Annotated in this window: 18 protein-coding genes and 2 riboswitches; of the genes, 2 read left to right on the top strand and 16 right to left on the bottom strand. The window is 28.1% G+C overall.

Annotated features, from left to right (window positions below):
• Window positions 1-21: 21 nt before the first annotated feature.
• From gcvH to KQI30_RS04080, 6 genes are all read right to left on the bottom strand, one after another.
• Window positions 22-408, bottom strand: a complete 387-nt coding sequence (gene gcvH / locus KQI30_RS04105; RefSeq protein WP_216461946.1) for a glycine cleavage system protein GcvH — start codon at window positions 406-408, stop codon at window positions 22-24.
• 13 nt (window positions 409-421) lie between these two features.
• On the bottom strand, window positions 422-1,519 hold the full coding sequence (gcvT, locus tag KQI30_RS04100; RefSeq protein ID WP_216461945.1) for a glycine cleavage system aminomethyltransferase GcvT: 1,098 nt from the start codon (window positions 1,517-1,519) through the stop codon (window positions 422-424).
• Between the two features lie 13 nt (window positions 1,520-1,532).
• Entirely contained in the window at window positions 1,533-2,777 is a 1,245-nt protein-coding gene (glyA, locus tag KQI30_RS04095) for a serine hydroxymethyltransferase (protein WP_301281800.1), read from the bottom strand.
• An 82-nt stretch (window positions 2,778-2,859) separates the two neighbouring features.
• Window positions 2,860-2,942: riboswitch (glycine riboswitch) on the bottom strand.
• A gap of 1 nt (window position 2,943) precedes the next feature.
• Window positions 2,944-3,029, bottom strand: a riboswitch (glycine riboswitch).
• A gap of 235 nt (window positions 3,030-3,264) precedes the next feature.
• A complete protein-coding gene (locus KQI30_RS04090; RefSeq protein WP_216461944.1) occupies window positions 3,265-3,711 on the bottom strand; it encodes a GtrA family protein in 447 nt (148 codons plus the stop codon).
• A 405-nt stretch (window positions 3,712-4,116) separates the two neighbouring features.
• Entirely contained in the window at window positions 4,117-4,881 is a 765-nt protein-coding gene (locus tag KQI30_RS04085) for a hypothetical protein (RefSeq protein ID WP_216461943.1), read from the bottom strand.
• A gap of 315 nt (window positions 4,882-5,196) precedes the next feature.
• Window positions 5,197-5,637, bottom strand: coding sequence for a globin domain-containing protein (locus KQI30_RS04080; RefSeq protein ID WP_216461941.1), 441 nt, complete (start codon window positions 5,635-5,637; stop codon window positions 5,197-5,199).
• A gap of 284 nt (window positions 5,638-5,921) precedes the next feature.
• Here KQI30_RS04080 and KQI30_RS04075 point away from each other — a divergent pair, with 284 nt between their 5' ends.
• Window positions 5,922-6,317, top strand: coding sequence for an RrF2 family transcriptional regulator (locus KQI30_RS04075; RefSeq protein WP_216461940.1), 396 nt, complete (start codon window positions 5,922-5,924; stop codon window positions 6,315-6,317).
• Between the two features lie 20 nt (window positions 6,318-6,337).
• Here KQI30_RS04075 and KQI30_RS04070 read toward each other — a convergent pair whose 3' ends face one another.
• From KQI30_RS04070 to KQI30_RS04045, 6 genes are all read right to left on the bottom strand, one after another.
• Entirely contained in the window at window positions 6,338-6,490 is a 153-nt protein-coding gene (locus KQI30_RS04070; protein WP_216461938.1) for a hypothetical protein, read from the bottom strand.
• An 82-nt stretch (window positions 6,491-6,572) separates the two neighbouring features.
• Window positions 6,573-7,412 carry an Rpn family recombination-promoting nuclease/putative transposase gene (locus tag KQI30_RS04065; protein ID WP_216461937.1) on the bottom strand — a complete coding sequence of 280 codons (840 nt, stop codon included), beginning with the start codon at window positions 7,410-7,412 and terminating at the stop codon, window positions 6,573-6,575.
• 1,094 nt (window positions 7,413-8,506) lie between these two features.
• Entirely contained in the window at window positions 8,507-10,465 is a 1,959-nt protein-coding gene (tetB(P), locus tag KQI30_RS04060) for a tetracycline resistance ribosomal protection protein TetB(P) (RefSeq protein WP_006440995.1), read from the bottom strand.
• The gene (gene tetA(P), locus KQI30_RS04055) at window positions 10,449-11,711 is read right to left on the bottom strand and encodes a tetracycline efflux MFS transporter TetA(P) (RefSeq protein WP_006440994.1); all 1,263 of its coding nucleotides are present in this window, start codon (window positions 11,709-11,711) and stop codon (window positions 10,449-10,451) included. The genes tetB(P) and tetA(P) overlap by 17 nt, the downstream gene beginning before the upstream one ends.
• A gap of 1,019 nt (window positions 11,712-12,730) precedes the next feature.
• Window positions 12,731-13,120, bottom strand: coding sequence for an SMU1112c/YaeR family gloxylase I-like metalloprotein (gene gloA2, locus KQI30_RS04050; RefSeq protein ID WP_216461936.1), 390 nt, complete (start codon window positions 13,118-13,120; stop codon window positions 12,731-12,733).
• Window positions 13,121-13,233: 113 nt separating this feature from the next.
• Window positions 13,234-14,631 (bottom strand): MBOAT family O-acyltransferase, encoded by a 1,398-nt coding sequence (locus KQI30_RS04045; RefSeq protein ID WP_216461935.1) that lies wholly within the window; start codon window positions 14,629-14,631, stop codon window positions 13,234-13,236.
• Between the two features lie 183 nt (window positions 14,632-14,814).
• Here KQI30_RS04045 and KQI30_RS04040 point away from each other — a divergent pair, with 183 nt between their 5' ends.
• Window positions 14,815-15,405 carry a DUF4358 domain-containing protein gene (locus KQI30_RS04040; protein WP_216461934.1) on the top strand — a complete coding sequence of 197 codons (591 nt, stop codon included), beginning with the start codon at window positions 14,815-14,817 and terminating at the stop codon, window positions 15,403-15,405.
• Window positions 15,406-15,510: 105 nt separating this feature from the next.
• Here KQI30_RS04040 and KQI30_RS04035 read toward each other — a convergent pair whose 3' ends face one another.
• The 4 genes from KQI30_RS04035 to KQI30_RS04020 form a co-directional block, all read right to left on the bottom strand.
• Entirely contained in the window at window positions 15,511-16,635 is a 1,125-nt protein-coding gene (locus tag KQI30_RS04035; protein WP_216461933.1) for a DHHW family protein, read from the bottom strand.
• Between the two features lie 105 nt (window positions 16,636-16,740).
• Window positions 16,741-17,124, bottom strand: a complete 384-nt coding sequence (locus KQI30_RS04030) for a hypothetical protein (RefSeq protein ID WP_216461932.1) — start codon at window positions 17,122-17,124, stop codon at window positions 16,741-16,743.
• Complete coding sequence (locus KQI30_RS04025) at window positions 17,111-18,037, bottom strand: phosphodiester glycosidase family protein (protein ID WP_216461930.1); 927 nt, start codon at window positions 18,035-18,037, stop codon at window positions 17,111-17,113. Before KQI30_RS04025 ends, KQI30_RS04030 begins: the two co-directional genes overlap by 14 nt.
• Window positions 18,012-19,112, bottom strand: coding sequence for a bifunctional glycosyltransferase family 2/GtrA family protein (locus KQI30_RS04020; protein ID WP_216461929.1), 1,101 nt, complete (start codon window positions 19,110-19,112; stop codon window positions 18,012-18,014). Before KQI30_RS04020 ends, KQI30_RS04025 begins: the two co-directional genes overlap by 26 nt.
• Window positions 19,113-19,137 lie beyond the last annotated feature (25 nt).

Genomic DNA, 19,137 nt, shown 5'->3' with positions numbered 1-19,137 from the left:
CTTTTCACCTCTCTTCTGCTATTAATCTTCTTTTTCACTTTCAATAAATTTAGCATATTCATCTTTTGATAGTAATTCTGATTTTTCTGTTACATTACCTACCTTTATAAACCATGATTCATATGGTTCTTCATTTACCAATGCTGGATTATCTAAAAGTTCTTCATTTATCTCTATTACTTCTCCAGAAACTGGTGAATAAACATCTGATACAGCTTTTACAGATTCTACATCACAAAATGCTGCTTCTACCTCTACGGTATCTCCTTCTTCAGGCAAATTTATAAAAACTATATCTCCTAATTCTGATTGTGCATGATCTGATAAACCTACTAAAACTGTTGATTCATCAATAAATTTTACCCATTCATGAGATTTTGTATATTTAATATCATCTAATAATTTCATAATAATTCCTCCGTTACTTATCTTTTTTTGTCTTCTTATAAAAAGGTAACTTAACAATTTCAGCTTCTACTTTTCTTCCTCTTACTAAAACTTCAACCTTTCTACCTAATTCCGTATAATCTATATCAATCAATGCCATAGCTATTGGATAACCTAAATAAGGGCAATGGGTTCCTGAAGTAGTATGTCCAATTAGCTTTTCACCAAAGTAAACGTCTTCATGTTCCCTAATTATTCCGCGCTTTGTTACCTTTAATCCTACCCTTTTTCTTTTAAGATCTCCTTTAGCTTCTATAGCCTTTTTACCTATAAAATCATCTTTTGACATCTTAACAGCAAATCCTAAACCTGTTTCCAATGGATCAACAGTATCATCCATCTCATGTCCATATAAAGGCATTGCTGCTTCTAATCTCAGTGTATCTCTTGCCCCTAACCCGCATGGTATCAATCCAAATTCTTTTCCTGCAGTCATTAAGCTCTCCCACATCTTTGGTGCATCTTCATTACTTAGATATATTTCATATCCATCTTCACCGGTATATCCCGTTTGAGAAACTATACACCTTATTCCATCAACCTCTGCATTAAATATGCAATGATAATATTTTTTAGGTATATTTTCTTCTGAAGTAAGCTTTTTTAATATTTCAAAAGACTTTGGTCCTTGCAATGCAATTTGAGAAATGGAACTAGACATATCTTCAAATGTTACATTTCCAAACTGATGATCTAACATCCATTTATAATCTTTATCTTTATTTGCCGCATTAACTACTATGTAATAAACATTATCTTTATATTTATAAACAATTAAGTCATCCACTGTTCCACCATTCTCATTACACATTGGACTATATCTTGCTTGTCCATCTACCATATTAGTAAAGTCGTTTGTAAGAAGCATTTGTAGATTTTCTAAAGCATCTTCACCTTTGCAAATAATTTCTCCCATATGAGAGACATCAAATAAACCAGCTTTTGTTCTTACTGCCATATGCTCAGCTATTACACCTGTTTCATATTGAACAGGAAGTAAATATCCTGCAAAAGGCACTATCTTTCCGTTATATTTAACGTGTGTATCATATAATGGTGTTTTTAATTCCATATTTTCATCTCCTCTATTGGTATAATGGATACTTTGTACATATCTTTGTCACTTCGTCTCTTATATAATCAGCTTTTGTATCAAAATCAGTTATACTTAATTTAATTAATTTTGCAATTGTCCTCATATCCTCTTCTACTAATCCTCTTGTTGTTACTGCAGGAGTACCGATACGAACACCACTAGTTACAAAAGGACTTTCAGGATCATTTGGTACTGCATTTTTATTTAATGTTATATATACTTCATCTAATCTATTTTGAAGTTCCTTACCTGTTATATTCATATTTCTTAAATCAACTAACATAAGATGATTATCAGTTCCCCCACTAATTAAATTGAAACCTTCATCGATTAATGAATCTGCAAGTGCCTTAGCATTTTTTATTACTTGTTGTTGATACTCTTTAAATTCTGGTTTCAATGCTTCACCAAGACAAACTGCTTTAGCTGCTATAATATGCATTAATGGACCACCTTGAGTTCCTGGAAAAATAGCTTTATTAATAGCCTTAGCATATTTTTCTTTGCACATTATTATTCCACCTCTTGGTCCACGTAAAGTTTTATGTGTTGTAGTTGTAACTACATCAGCATATGGTACTGGACTTTGATGTAATCCTGCAGCTACTAAACCTGCAATATGTGCCATATCTACAAATAATATTGCACCAACTTCTTCTGCGATATCGTGAAATATATCAAATCTAATTTCTCTTGGGTATGCAGAAGCACCTGCAACTATCATTTTAGGTTTATATTCTTTCGCTAGTTCTCTTACTTTATCATAATCAATTATTCCTGTTTCTTCATCTACACTATATGGAATAAAGTTATACAAAATACCTGATTGATTTACTGGACTTCCGTGTGTCAAATGTCCACCATGTGCCAAATTTAATCCCATTACAGTATCACCTGGTTTTAAAAATGCTTCATAAACAGCCATATTAGCATTAGCTCCTGAATGTGGTTGAACACAAGCATGTTCACAACCAAATAATTCTTTAGTTCTATCAATTGCTAACTGCTCAATAACGTCAATTTCTTGACATCCACCATAATATCTTTTCCCTGGATAACCCTCAGCATATTTATTTGCTGGAACTGTTGCCATTGCCATCATTACAGCTGGCGAAATAATATTTTCTGAAGCAATTAACTCTAAATTTCTTCTTTGCCTTGCCATTTCTTTAATTATTGCTTCACCAACTTCTGAATCAGCCTTCAATATTGATTCCATAATTTCATTAATCATATAAGTTCACCCTTTCTAGCATATATATCTCCGGTTTTCTCAAACAAAAAGAGGTAGCCGGAAATATACAGTATTTCCAACTACCTCTGTCCTTAAACCTGAAAGATTCCTTTTTAAATTAATATAAAAAGTTGCTTCGTCGGTACGCCATTGTTCTCCAGAGTTTCGTCCAAACTTGATCCCTTTGCCTGAGAGTTTTTAAGCCCCTTCGGCGTTGCACTAAAATATCACAATCTCTCTCAAATTTTTCATCCGAATTAATTTTTAATTTATATTCATTGTAATTACCTTCTCGATTATTGTCAACACACTTTTAAGCATTTATTAATTTTATAAAGTATTTATTGAGTATTCCTTTATAAAACTAAGATTTTATTATCTGTTTATTAACAAACTAAAGCTATTTTATATTTTCGACAATTTAATCAACCTTTATAAATTCATCTATATACCTGCAACAATTTTCATAATGTATATATTTTAAAAATTACTTTCTTATCTTATATCTATACAATATAAATCTTTGAATTAAATAACTTACAAAAAATAGAGTGATATCTACAAACATTTTAATAAAAGTTGCATCTATAAATTTAGTAGATAATATAGATACTAAAAATCCACTACAAAACATTTGAAAGATTACTAGTAATATATACTTTATTACATCAGAAACTCGATCAATTCCATTAAATACCCACTTTTGGCTTAAGAAAAAATTTAAACTTCCAGAAAAAATTCTAGATATAATTGTTGCTTCCATAACATTCATAGGTATTGATATTAAAATTTCATTAGTAAGTACAGTAAAAATAGATAAATCTACTACAGCACTAATTATTGATGAACCAGCAAATTTAAATAATCTATTAATTATTTCAATTAATTTTACGATAAGACTAGATTCTTCATCATTATTTATCTTTTCTTCCATTTTTATCACCTTTACAACTTTATTGTCAAAAATATACTAATCCTAACCTTGATATATATGTTTTATTTGAAAATCTACATCATTAAATGAAATAAGATAAACAACTTCTAACATAAGTTTCTTATCAATGTAGATTGTTTTTTAGAACTTATATATTATACCATCATACTCCACTAGTTATAAATGAATTTTAATATCTTACAAGATTTAACTTGTACTTCTTATTAACAGACAATATGAAAACTGTAATGGATGAATCTAGGGTGGAATATCATAAAACCAAGTAAATAATAAGTTTCAACAATATAATAAAAAAGCACCAACCACCATATTTTTTGTATATTCTTCATTACGATGGACCTTTGAAAATTTCATTCTAAAATTGAAATCTACGTGACGTATATTTCAAAAATAATATTTATTTTTCAGTCCTATATTTTCTTTAATTTGTTTTATCAAACTTTCTTTATTTTCTTCTAGCTGATTGACTCTATTTACATTAGCCCCAGAGGGGTGTGGAAATCCTCTAAGAATTTGCTTTTCACAAATAAAACCTTCTTTAGACAACTTTAATAATACCTCTTCAACTGCCTTACCTAAAGGTATTAGTAATATATCTTTAAACTTTTCAATACTCTTAAGTTCATTAATAAAATTATCGTATACATATTTCATTAGAAAATCACTTTTTAGTAATCTAGGTGTATGCCCAGAATAATTTTGCTTTTTTACAAACACAGGATAAGGTATAAGTGATATTGTATGTAGCAAATAATCTTTATCTTCAAATAAATCAGAACAACTACTAATATCAAGAACCTCATTAAGTTTTATATAATCTAACATACTAATTACATTTTTTCTTAAACTTCCACTAAACCTACCAGCTACCTTACATTTATATTGAATTTCTTCAATATCAGTTTCTAACTCTAATTCTTTTCGAGCAGTAGCAATAGCAGTACTCATTTGTTGAAACCCAGGTGTTATCCCTATAATAAATATCTTAGCTTTAGAATTTATATATTCATTATGTGAAGCATAGTATATTTCTATATTTCCATTCCTTTCTATAAGCAAATCATCTATTAATAATTCACTTCTCTCGTATTTTTCTTTTATAGGAAGTTTTTTTATAGTTTCTTTATAATCATATAATGTTTTTTTCATATGTACCTCATACTCCATAGATATTAAATGTTTTAATTGAAGTTTTAAAACAACTGAAAACAGCACTACATCCAACCAAGACTAAGTGCTATTTCTAGAAAATTAATATTTTTAAGATTCAATAATCCTAAAACTTAAAATGTTCTAAGGATTGCTTAGTGTTACTTGCACTAAGCTTTTCTTATTCATATTATATTAAGTTTTTATAAAAAATAAACATATATAATTTTTATTATGTAAAATTCATCTTCCTTAAAACTGTAGTACAAATAAAAACTAGACTCACATTAATATGAGTCTAGGTATACACATTTATTATTTATTTCTTGATTCGTAGATTTCTTTTTCAACATCTATAAATATTTTAGCTATCACTTCATAAGCTTTACCCCAGGCATCAATAACCTCATCTGTTGCTACATCTCCTAAAACTTCTTTGATTGCTACTAAAAGGTTAGCTCCAACTATTGGATAATGTTCTTCTTTAATTTGAACATCACAGTGTCTTTCTCCTATTTTCTTTACTGCTGGTAATAAAACTTCTAAGTTATCTATATTCTGAGCCGCTGCTAATATTGTCATAGCTAACGCCTTTGGTTGCTCTCCTGAAGCTTGTCTATCCATATTGAATAATCTCTTAACTTCCGGATTATTTTCAAACATATTTTTATAGAAAGTTTTTGTAATTTCTACACCATGCTCCTTTAACGCCGGTACTGTGCTTTTAACTATTTCAATTGTTTTTTGATCTAACATATATTTTCTCTCCTTTAGTCTTTTGTTTTCCAATATTAAATTTATATTATTTAATAATTATTATCGCTTTGTACATTTAATATAACATAACATTTTAAAATGTGCAATTTAAATACACATTTTATTTTTAAAAAATAGAATAATAATATAAATGAATATTTATTTAGTCATTTGTAACTCTTCCTTGATTTATAAAAGTAATTTATCATAAAATATAAAATTGTAAATCAAATATATATTTTTTATTTCAATATAATATATTCAAATTCTAAAGGAGAGGACTTATGCAAATATCTAAATTCACAGACTATGCTTTTAGATCCTTAATATATTTAGCTAGAAATAGAGATGAAACTGCTACAGTGGATAAACTTGCTAAGTATCTAGAAGTATCCGAACACCATATGAAAAAAGTTATACATAAGCTTGCTAAAACAGGATATATCATATCAACCAAAGGTAGAAATGGTGGATTAAAATTAGGTTTAGAACCAAGTGAAATAAATCTTGGCAAAGTTTTAGTAGCAACTGAAGAAAATCTAAACTTAGTTGAATGTATGGCTAACCCAAAACTTTGCCCACTAATGACCAATAATTGTAATCTTAAAGGAATTCTTTCTAAGTCATTACAAGCTTTTATTAATGAGTTATCTAAATATACTCTAGAAGATATACTATAAGTCTTTATAATCTTTGTTAACTACAATATAGCAATATCTAAATTCAATACACTAACTCTAACCTTTCTTAACATAAAATAATACGGTGCTGTAGCAATAACGAATGAATTTTCGTGAGCTATAGCTCCTTTTATCATGGCACAAGTTAAGTAAAAAAGTTTAGACTTTCCCATATACAATACAATTAATAATATTTTAATCTCAAGTTTTAACTATGTTTTTTACAAAAAAATAAGATAGACTTTTATAGTCTATCTATCCTAAATTACTATTTAATTCTCTTATCTTTTCTATAGAAAGCCCAGTACCCTTAGCTACAGTTTCAACATCAACTCCTAATTTCAAAAAATTAATTGCATTTTCAATAGACTTTCTTTCCTCTGCCGAACTAATCATATTTGCTCTTTCATGAAGTGATCTTTCTCTCTCATAGTAAATTTTCATTGCTTCTTCATCACTACTTAAGTATTCGATTTTTTGTTCAGCCTTTTCTATTGCTGTATCCAAACTCATCAACTCCTTCAATGTAGTTTCAGATATGTCTTTTTCTAAAAACATTAACCATCTTTCTATATCATTTTCTCTGTAATCTTTATTTTTCTTATTTCTGAATTTAGGCAACTCTAAAAAATGTATTTCAACAACATCTGTTAGCATATAGTCCTTCTCAATATCTTCCCATAGATGGAATGATGATTGATAATTTTCAGTTCCTAAGAATTCAAAATCCAATATATTAATAGTTATTACCTTTTCTAAACTTGTATAATCTTGCCCTTGCTTTATATTTTCGAGATACATCTTTCCCCAATAAAACAATGTTCTTTTATCCATATTTCCTTGATCTGTAAGTTGTACCTCTATATCAATATTTTCACCCTTAGAAGTTTTTGCTCTTACATCAATTATTCCTGTTTTATCTAAAATCAATTCCTTTGTTAATTGTTTATTATCAATAATTTCAACTTCTACAATAGGTTCCTTTTTAGTTCTCTTTAGCACTGCATTGATAAATGATATTAAAATATCCTCATTTCCTTTTTCACCAAATACCTTCTTGAATATGAAATCATTTAATGGTTTAACTTTTCTCATCTATATTTTACCTCTATGCTTTTATCTTTAGTTAAATTATTCTCCTATATTACTATTATTATAACATCAAAGTAAAATTCCATTAATAAAAACTTGATATTAATTTTTATTACTCTAACTTTTACTGGATTTAGTTCTTTCTTTGGTGAAAACATTAAAACAACTGATATATCTGGATATGAATTCTTATTTCTCTATTACTCAAACTTATTATCAATTTCATTATAATATATTTTGTAAATAAGCTATTGCTTATAATACGTTACTTCTAACTATATAAATAGCCTTAACCAAACAATATCAATGGTTAAGGCTATTTATCTCATTTACTTATGGTACGGTTCTCCGTTACACCTCCAAAGGAGCACGTTTTACTTTAATTGTTCTAAAGCCTTATATTTTTTAAGCTCTTTCATAAGTTCTTTCTCTATTTCTTTATCTAAATATCTCCTTGGAATTATATGAGCTACAAATCCACTTATATATAAGGATCATATCTTCGTAAACTTTTACATCTTTTATACTTTCTAACGATACTGTTTCTGATATAGAATCCCCTTTTACTACTATTGTCCCATCAATAATTTCTAAAGTCTTACTTCCAAATATTGATGAATTATCTCCTTAACTTATGAGTTTATCAGTTTCTTTAGCTACTAATTTTTTGTATTGCTTAGGATATGTTAAAATCCAAATGACTAAAAAAACTATCGCTACTATAATCCAATATATACTCGGTTGATTAAATATCCCCGTTCCTGTAAAGTAGATTGGTATAGAAAGTATTATGGGTACAGCATATCTAAGTATGTTAAATGTACTTTTCTGTGATTTCGAGTTTTCTAAATGATGTAAATTGAAGCTTATATAGTCATCTTTTGTTATTTTAAAGTCGATTTTCATTTGTGCCGTCCCCTTATTATTAAAAACTTTATTTACATTATATTACAAATTTCAAGCACTTACAATTAAGCATAGTAACATGAAAAAAGGAAGGGTCTTCATCTTCTTCAGACGACCCTTCCTTTACTTTTAGGCTTTGAATGTCTTATATTTAAATCCTACATATAAAAATTTAACTTATCTATTTAAATTTAATCTCTAATTGCGTTTAGTTTATGAAGCAAATACTCTTTTTTATTCAATGGATCATACGTTGTTTTTTTGCGTGCTTTTGAAAATTCAGCTGAAGCTTCCTTATACCCATAAAATTTTGTCACAAACATTCCTCTACCTTCTGTATATGAAGCTATTTTCATTTTATATTCTTTTGAATTTTCTACTGGAATTAATCCCTTTATTGAGAATTCATCCCCTATAACAATAGGATTATCAAAGGTTGCCCTCATAGTTTCTAAATCCCATACCGCTTTGCTTAAAGCATTTTGAGGAATCTTTAACTCAAACTCATGTAATGGCTCTAATAAAACAGTTTGTGCTTTATATAATGCTTCCATGAATACCATAGGTGTCACATTTCTAAAATCTGCTGGAGTGCTGGCTGGACTAAAAAATTCACCACAGCTAAGAGTGACTTTTACATCTGTAACCTCCCATCCAAATAATCCTTGTTTACTTGTCTTAATAACTGCTTCTTCAATTGCATTTTGAAAAGATTTTGGCAATGACCCTACTGAAACATTAGAAATATACCTAAGACCTTCGCCTCTCCCTGCTGGTTCTATTTCTAAGCCTACTGTCGCCCAAAATGGATTTAAGTCTTCCTGCATATGCATTATTGACGCTCCAAAACCTTTAGGTGTTTCCTTATAGATAGTCTCAATATTCGAAAACTCTACTTTTATTCCATATAAATCATCTAACATGGAACTTAGTATTTCCATTTGAACTTCACCGAATAAGTTGACATAAATTTCTTTATCTATGTCATTCATCTCTAATTCTAGTAGTGGATCTTCCTCTGCAAGTAATGTTAATGCTTTAAATAGCTCTGGATTTTTTTCTTTATCAATTGCAGAAATTGTTGTTTTTAATGCTGGTTTAGCTATAGATATATTTTTAATTTTATCATTTGAAATTCCAATAACATCTCCCACTTGGAAACTTGTAAGTCCATATAAAATACCTATATCCCCTGCTTCTATCCTCTGTGCTTCAACAACTCCCCCATTTTCTAACCTATTAATTTTCTTTACTTTTTCTGCTATCTCCTTATTAGGTACTTGAATTTTATCTCTTACAGATATTTTTCCTCCAAATAATCTTACATAAACCTTCTTTTCATTTTTACTTGTTCTTTCGATTTTAAATACTACTCCAGATAAATCACTTTCACAATCATCACCTGCAAATGGAAAATAACTACAAATTCCATCTAATAAGTCTTCAACTCCAAGTCCAATTGCTGCCGCACCACAAAATACTGGATATAGACTTCCTTCACTTGCATATAATGAAAGCTTTTCTTGTATTTCTTCTTTATCAGGTTCTATTCCACCAATATATCTTTCTAAAAATGCTTCGTCTAAGTCTGATAAAACATCAATAGCATCATCATTTATCATGCATGTATCAAATAGTTTTTTTATATAAACAGCTTTGCTTCCTACATCATATACTTCTTGTAATCTAACTACTTTATTGGACATATTCTTCTTTATATCTTCAAATACTTTATTGAAATTTGCCCCAATTCTATCTAGCTTATTTACAAAAATTATTGTTGGAATGTTTAACTCCTTTAATGTCTCAAATAATATTCTTGTTTGTGACTGAATACCCTCTACTCCTGATATAACTAGTATCGCTCCATCTAAAACACTTAATGAACGTTCAACTTCCGAAATAAAATCCACATGTCCTGGAGTATCAACAATATTAACCTTGACATTATTCCAATTAAAAGATATGGTTGATGATTTAATGGTAATCCCTCTCTTACGCTCAAGCTCCATAGAATCCGTCTGTGTATTGCCTAAATCAACTCTTCCAACTGATTTTATAGCTCCACTATAATATAATAAGTTTTCTGTTATAGTTGTTTTTCCTGCATCCACGTGTGCTACGATTCCTATATTAATTATTTTCTTCATAATCAATACCTCCAACTCTATCAACCACCTTTTTATCCATTATCATAGCAACAATATATAACACTAATACCGGTGTTACTAATAACGAAGTACATGCTATACCCATACTCACTGAAATATTTGTAGCTATGATTCCTATAATTGGTCCACCTAAAATTTGACCTAAGGAATTTATTTGTCCATTTATAGAAAGTACAGTAGATCTGGCCTTGTCATCTATATGTCCATTAAGCCATGCACTAAATATAGGTTCATTTATAGTTCTAAAGGTACTTGTCGCTAAATAAGCTATTAGCATTAAGTTAAATCTTTTTGTAATAGCAAATATGAACATAAATGATATATAAAATATATTTATACATAATAACAGCTTTCCATTTTTATTCTTATCATCATCCTTAAGCTTCTTTTCCATAAAATGCATTACTATAGCACTCAATATCATTCCTGCAATTCCAAAAATTCCGAACCAAGTCACTGGTTTAAGGTTTCCAAGTTTAGGAAGCATAGTATCTTGTAAAAAATGCATATTAGAAAGTCTATCATAACCTTCACTGGATAATCCATAAAATAAAGTTACTGAAAGCAAAATTATAATTATAGGTTTATTTTTTATAAATTTAAGACCAGATTTAAAGGTATATCCCATCTTTTTAAAAGTATTTAAATCCTCTGGAGCAGATGATTTAAAATTATTTTCTGGCATATATAACCATAAAAATAATGCAAGAATTATAAATAAGACTCCACTAACTATAATAGGTAGTCTTACAGATAAATTAGCTATTACAGTGCTTAGTACTATTCCAATAACCGATCCTATCTGTCCTGCTTGTGCTCCCTTTATATAAATTTTATCCAAATCTTTATCTTTCTCTTCTTCCGCAATCCAAGCTTCAACAGATCCACTAATAAAAGTAGAACCTAATCCCCATACAATCTGTGCTACAAGTACGAAAACGAAACTAGAAATAGAACCTTCTAAAATAAATCCCACTCCTGTTAAAACTACACCAATAACAATAGATAGTTTACGACTGTACACATCTGCAACTATTCCTGTAGGAATTTCAAATATAAAGCATGCTACTTCTAAAGTAGTTCCAACAAGTATAAGCTGAAGTGGATTTAAATGCACCGTTTCAATGTGATACACTATCATAACTGTAGCTACTAGTGAAAAACACATTGCTGTAATAGCTGAAAATAATAAATAAGTTTTATATGCTGAAAGTTTATTAACCATTAATAATCACCATCCTAGTATTTTTAAAAAAATTTATTTGTTTTTCATAATCTTCATATTTAAATATATAAATCATCAAAATAATCTCCTTAAATAAAAAAAGCTGTAAGTGAACATAATTCACTTACAGCCTCATAATTATATAACCTAAATATAAACATGAAATATACAACTTTAATTTATATAACTTATGATTAAGCTATGCAAATTAAAGTCTTATATCATATCTATAAATATAGTAAAAATAGGCATAAAAATACCGTGTTTAGAACACAGTTTTCCTATTCTTCAAATAAAGATGTAATATGCTCATTATAATACTGATTATTTTTAGAGTACACAAATAGACATGGTAATATCAATATTATTAATAATTGTTTCTACCACAAATAAACCTTGAGTTATCCAAGATTTTTTTCATATACTTTTTAAAATAATCCTTATTCAGTTAGTTTAGTTAAAAACTACCTCTTTGCGCATATTTACATCTCCTTTACATTTATATTTTTCATGTTTATATTTTAGTATAATTACATTATATATAAACTTTTATTTTTTTTCAATACTTTTATATTCATATTTATCCAAATTCAATTGAAACTTTATTACTTCAAATAACTTATATACACAAAAGAATAACTACTAACTTTAACCTAAATCTGAAATGAATATAAAAAATATATTTGTGGAATGTTTTACAATTTCTTTCAATACTATAGATTAGAAAAAACAAATTCTAATTTGCTGAAATAGGTGAAAAACGAAGAACCTATGAATAAAACTACAATAACCTACAAAAATTCAAATTTTAGATTTTTGTGAGTTTCATTGCAGAATTAAAGCAGACCTACCTTTCATTTATATATCCAATTTTGGTAAAGTTCGCACTTACTTGTGATACGGTTCACCATACCATAATCAAAACAGCAAGATTTTCATATTAAAACAAATGAAAATATTAATTCTATTCTTGCTTTTTTCGTGATTTCAAGTTCTATTACTTTATAAAATGATAAATATTATTCATGTAATTCTAAAGGTAATCCATCTGGATCAAAAAAGAATGTCATTTTTTCATTGGTAAATTCATCTATTCTTATTGGTTCCGTTTCTATACCTTTTTTGTTTAACTCTTTTATAACTTCTTCAATACAATCTACCTTAAAGGCTAAATGTCTTAATCCACAAGCTTCTGGTCTTGATAATCTTTTAGGGTTTCCTTTCATCCCAAATATCTCAAGTTCACAATCTCCTAGCTTTAAATCTAACTTATAATCATCTCTTTCAATCCTATAATTCTCTCTAATAATTTCAAAACCTAATTTATTTACATAAAAGTCTTTAGATTTTTCATAATCTGATACTATTATTGCCACATGATGTATTTTATTTATTATCTTTTGTTTCATCTTATATCACCCTTCTAATTTAATTATCAAAAATATGCTACTCTAATTTTGATATTATATCATCATACTCCACTAATTATAGATGAATTTTTGTAAAATTATTTATTCAACCTCTAAAATCTAAAATATAAGAATGGATTATATGAGCTATTAACTAAAGAAGCAGTAGAAAGAATAAGTATACCTAGTATATATACTGATGTAACAATAGAGAATGTCCAAGAATTTTCCTTGCCTTTTAGAAAATAGCTAATAATTTTCTTTGGAATACTAGTAGATGCAATAATACCAATTATTATAATAGTTATATTAGAAGTTAATATGTATAAAGCATTGTTATCTATAAATACGTTGCTATTAATTGAAAACATAGATTTCATGTATATTAATCCATCTTGTAAATTATCAAAAGCAAAGATAACCCATCCAATTAAAATTAATAATAGAGCATATATTCTTGAATTGATGTTGAAAAACTTCTTTAGTATAAATTTTTCTAATAACAGTATTGAACCAAAATATATTCCCCATATTACAAAGTTCCAGCTAGCTCCATGCCATAATCCTGTTAGTAACCATACTATACAAATATTTCTTACTTTATATCTTCTGTTTCCTCCTAGTGGAATATATACATATTCTTTGAACCAAGATCCTAATGAAATATGCCATCGTCTCCAGAACTCTGTAATGCTTTTGGATTCATAGGGATAATTAAAATTTTCTTTAAATTTAAATCCAAACATATTTCCAAGTCCAATTGCCATATCCGAGTAACCAGAAAAATCAAAATATATCTGTAGTGCAAACATAATTATTCCAATCCATGCTGATAGAACAGAGATAGTACTTAAGTCATTTGAGATTATCTCTTCCCATATAAGTCCAACATTGTTTGCAATAAGTACTTTTTTCCCAAGTCCAGATACAAATCTAATTATTCCATATGTAAATTGGTCTAGACTTTCTTTTCTGTTCCTTAGTTGATGAGCTATTGTTTTATATTGAACAATAGGTCCTGCTATTAATTGGGGAAATAGTGCAACATAAGTCCCAAAATCAATTATATTTCTTTGAGGAGTAACCGTTCCTCTATAAATGTCTATAGAATAAGACATAGTTTGAAACGTATAAAAAGATATACCAATTGGCAAGCTTAAATTTAATAATTTTAAATTAGAGCCGAATATAGTATTTACACTTGATATAAAGAAATCAGAATACTTAAAAAATGCTAATAGTGATAAGTTTATGAAGATAGACGATATCAAAATTAGTCTAGATTTTTTATTATTATCACATTGCTTATATTTATAGATTAACATGCCGTGGAAGTAATCTACTATTGTCGAAAAAATCATTATTAAAATATATATAGGTTCTCCCCAGGCATAAAATAATAAACTGAATAGAAATAGTGTTAGATTTCGTACTGCTTTTGGCATGATAAAATAAGCTAATAAAACCATGGGTAAAAAAGCAAACATAAATGTTAGGCTACTGAAAACCAACTTATATCACCTCATCCTTTAATTTAGTTAAATATTTTAAAAGAAGACTATGCACAGGTATATTATTTAATTATAAGTTCACTTTATATTATCATAAACATATCGTCAATTGTCGAATTAAAATGTATAATGTAACTATGATTATTTAAGTAATGATAAACAAAAGAAAGTTGAGGAGAACATATGAAGAAAAAAATATTAACGCTATTTTTAGCAGCTACTTTAGGGGTTACATCTTTAGTAGGATGCGCTAAAAGTGATGATGCTTTGAACAATCAACAATCTACTGGAATTGAAAACAGTGACAATAATGGTGGAGTCGTAGCCGAAAAAAGTGTTGAGGCAATTCGTGAAGCTGTTGCAGATGCTTATGGAGATAAATATTTAGCTACTATGTCTTTAAGTAAAGAAGAGATTAATGAAAAATTTGGTTTAACTGATGATATGTACAAAGATGCAGTAGCAGATATTCCTGCTATGAGTGCTCATGTCGATACTTTTGTTGCTGTGGAAGCTAAAGACGGTAAAGTAAACGAGGTTTTCGATGCTTTGACTGAGTATAGAGATATGTTAATTAATGATACTATGATGTATCCTATGAATGAATTAAAGACTCAATCATCTGAGGTTTATAAATATGATGATTATGTATTTTTTATAATGCTTGGTGGCTATAATGATTCTTTAGAAGAGGATAGTGAACTTCTAGCGTATTATGAAAATCAAAATGATATTGCTAAAAAAATTATCGAAGATATATTAAATACTAAGTAGTTGCTATATATTAAATAGCACTTTAAATTGTTACTATTAATAAAGAAAAGCAAATTATTTTATCATCACCTTAGTGAGTAAAATAATTTGCTTTTTTCATATATATTATTTTGTTACTTTATATAGATTTGTATCCTTTGCAATAGAATTAATATTGTATAAAACTAATAACTCGGAAATATCATTATCTTCAATATAACTTTCAAGGCTTGAGTTATAGTATCTTAAATCTATTACATGAATCTTTTCATATTCATCAGCAATGAATGGTATAAAACAATTGGCGTATGAATCTTTTATTATGAGAAGATTTTTACCGTTGGTGTTTGAAGATGTTATGGTTACTAATCCATGATTGCCATCTAAAAATACTGAATATTGGTCTTTCTTTTCTAGGTATTCTAAGTTATATAAACTAGTGCTACTAGAGGTATTTGAATCATAGTTTACGCTATACTTTTCTTCTGGATTGTAAATAGTTATGATATCAGGTTCTTTTGCATAATTAATTTTTGAATATATAGTACCTAAAAAATTAGTAGAAATTATTTTTGTATTATCTGATGAAAATGGTTTTATTTCATGGTTTGTTTTGTCAGCCCAAGCATTGTATGCATAATATGCACCAAGAGTAGTCCAGTGATGATCTGTTTTATAGTATATGTACTTAGACTTATTTCTTTTTAGAATATCGTATGTGTTGATGAAATTATCCTTATACATAACTTCGGCATCTTTTAATATCTTTTGCTGTTCTAGAACTGTAGCATATTTAGGGAGCTTATCTGATAAAATCTCACTACCATTAGGAATCAACATAATATTAATATTATTTTCTCCAATTGAATCTTTATATTTACTTATTAAATTTTTCAAATGGTCCATGTTTTTATATAGTTTTTTTGTATCGTATGACGATGTATCTTCAAATAAATAATTGTTCTTACCTAGATATACGTCATTTATATGTTTGTTTAGAGACAAGATTTTATATTTTGTGTTTAAACTAATCCAATTATCTCTAAATACAAATTGGTCATTGAAGTATTCTTCGAATTCTTGTGTAAATTTTCCTGAGAGTATTGTTTCTTTATTTAATTCCGGTGATTGAGCTAGTTTTCTTTTTTCTTTTTCCGAGTATATTTTTGTTGGTGAGATAATGTTTAGTATTGTTATGATGAAAATAAAAACTAAAAATATACCCGCTACTATAAAATTTTTATTCTTCAATATCAATCACCTTACTTTCTACCAATTTACATTTTAAAATAAAACATAATGATAAATATTATTCATACTGCACTAATTATAAATGAATTTTTGTAAAATTGGTATTCATTCGATTATTAAAGCACTTATTGATATAATAACAGATAACCATCCTATAAGGGTATAAAAAATTAGATAGAATGAAGATGTTCCGGCAATCTCCATTACTCCTCTTAATAAACTTCCTACTGTTAGTATTGCAATACCTGAGTTATAAATATTATAGAAAAACCGATATTTCTTTTTATTTACTATACTTGGTATGAACAACATAACAATTCCATAAAAAAGGACACCTCCTACCAAAGGATATAAAAACATATATGTCATGTATGGTGAAGTAACTCCATGTCCAAAAATGCCATAAACTTTATTAAAAATAAATGTAAATATAGTTATCATTATAAAAATCACTATTGTTTTTAAAAACTTCTTTCTAATATCCGACATAAACAATATCACTAACCTCTCTTTCTTCAATTCTCTTACCATTTGTTGTAGGCTTATTTATTACTTCTCCCATAAATACCATTGATGAAGATCCTCCACCATCTAAGTTATATGCCACAGTACATCCTTTTTCTTTAAATACTTCTGCTAACTCTTCAAGAGAGAATCCTTTACTTTCACTAGTTCTACCATCTGATACAACAATAATATAATGTAGTGGTGAAACTTGTCCTATAGCAGTTCTGGGATTACTATTCATAGACTTAGACACTTCGTCATCAGCATCTACTACAATCTCTCCGTCTTTAATTAACGCTGGTCCAAAAGAGATTATTTGCCATATATCACCATCTAATTCATCAATATCAGTATCATTTTCATTTATAATTTTAAAATTGCCATCGTTATCAATTACTAAATCTTCATCATTATCAGAAGTTCTCTTTGTTTCCCTATATAATATTCCATTACGTAAAACATAACCAGCATCTCTGAATCCATAAAAGTCTCCATTTATAGCAAGAATAGCATTATGCTCTTTTGCAATTTCCGATGTCTTTTCTTTAATATTTCTACCATAGGTATTTTCTGCAAAAGCTGTTTTTAGCAAACTCTTGTCTTTTATGGTGATATCTGCAACATAATAAGTTGTTTCATCTTTTCTATCTGTTTCAATAGATATTTCTATATTATCATCAGAATAACTATTCTCTGAAACTACAGCTTCCGTTTCTTTTGTTGTATCACTTTCATTTTCATTAGATGATGTTGAATTATTATCACTATTATAATTTTCAACATTCTCTCTCGATTTAGGTATGACAAAAGTATCTAACAACACAAAAGTTGAGAAAACTATGATTATTGTTGTGATTATTATTGCCCATCTATATGGTTTTTTTAGAAACTCCAACTTTTATTCTCTCCTTACTTCTTTTTTTAAATATAAAATGTTTTTGAATAAAATAGCTAAGAAAAAATAATATACTATCAACTATCATCTTAGTTACTGTCAAATTTACAAACTTGGAAGATAACTTAGATACTATAAATCCACTTGCCCCCATTTGAAGAATAAAAAACATCCCATATTTTATAGCTTCTCTAGTATCTTTATTTCCGTTAAATACCCACCTTTGATTAAGTAAGAAATTAACAGTTCCCGAACATATCCTTGCTATTATCGTTGCTTCAATGATACCTAGTGAAGATGTATATAATATGCCACTAGTGAGAATAAAAAACACTGTTAAATCTATTATTGCACTTACTATTGATGATCCAGCAAATTTAAATATACCAGTAAAAATACGGAAAGAATCTCTTATAGCATTATAATGAGATGACTTATTTTCTTCTAAATAAATTGTCTCAATTGGTACTTCTTTTATACCAATATGTTTTTTTGCAACATTAATAAGAAAATTCATTTCAAACTCATATCTAGTACCTTCTGAAGATAAAAATTCTTCTTCATTTTTTCTTGTTATTCCTCTGAGGCCGGTTTGTGTATCTTTACACCTAATTCCTGTTACAAAATAAAACATTAAAGAAGAAATAGCATTTCCTATCTTGCTTCTAAGTGGCACATTACCAGAAGAAAAATCTCTTGTTCCTATTAATATCTCTTCTTTATTTTCTCTAATACTATTTGCAATCTTTACAATATCTTTAGCAGAATGTTGTCCATCAGCATCAGCAGTAACATATCCAAGATTTTCTGGATATTTTTGTGCCGCAAGTCTAACACCACTTTTTAGTGCACTACCTTTTCCTTGATTTTTTTCATGATAATAAACGATACAGTTTGGCACTTCCTCCACAGCTAAAAATATCTTTTTATACTTTTCACCACTTCCATCATCAATAACTACGATAGGTAAATTCTTTATCTTGTGTATCTCAATTATTAACTTAAGTAGTCTTACATCAGGGCAATATGCTGGAATAATTATTACCGTCTCACTTGTGTTTAATTGTTCACTCATACCATACCCTCCCTTTTCTTTTCAT

Source organism: Clostridium bornimense (genome assembly GCF_018917145.1).
Lineage (GTDB): Bacteria > Bacillota > Clostridia > Clostridiales > Clostridiaceae > Clostridium_AN > Clostridium_AN bornimense_A.
The sequence above is the reverse complement of the archived record's forward strand: the minus strand, read 5'-3'. Positions and strand labels throughout refer to the sequence as shown.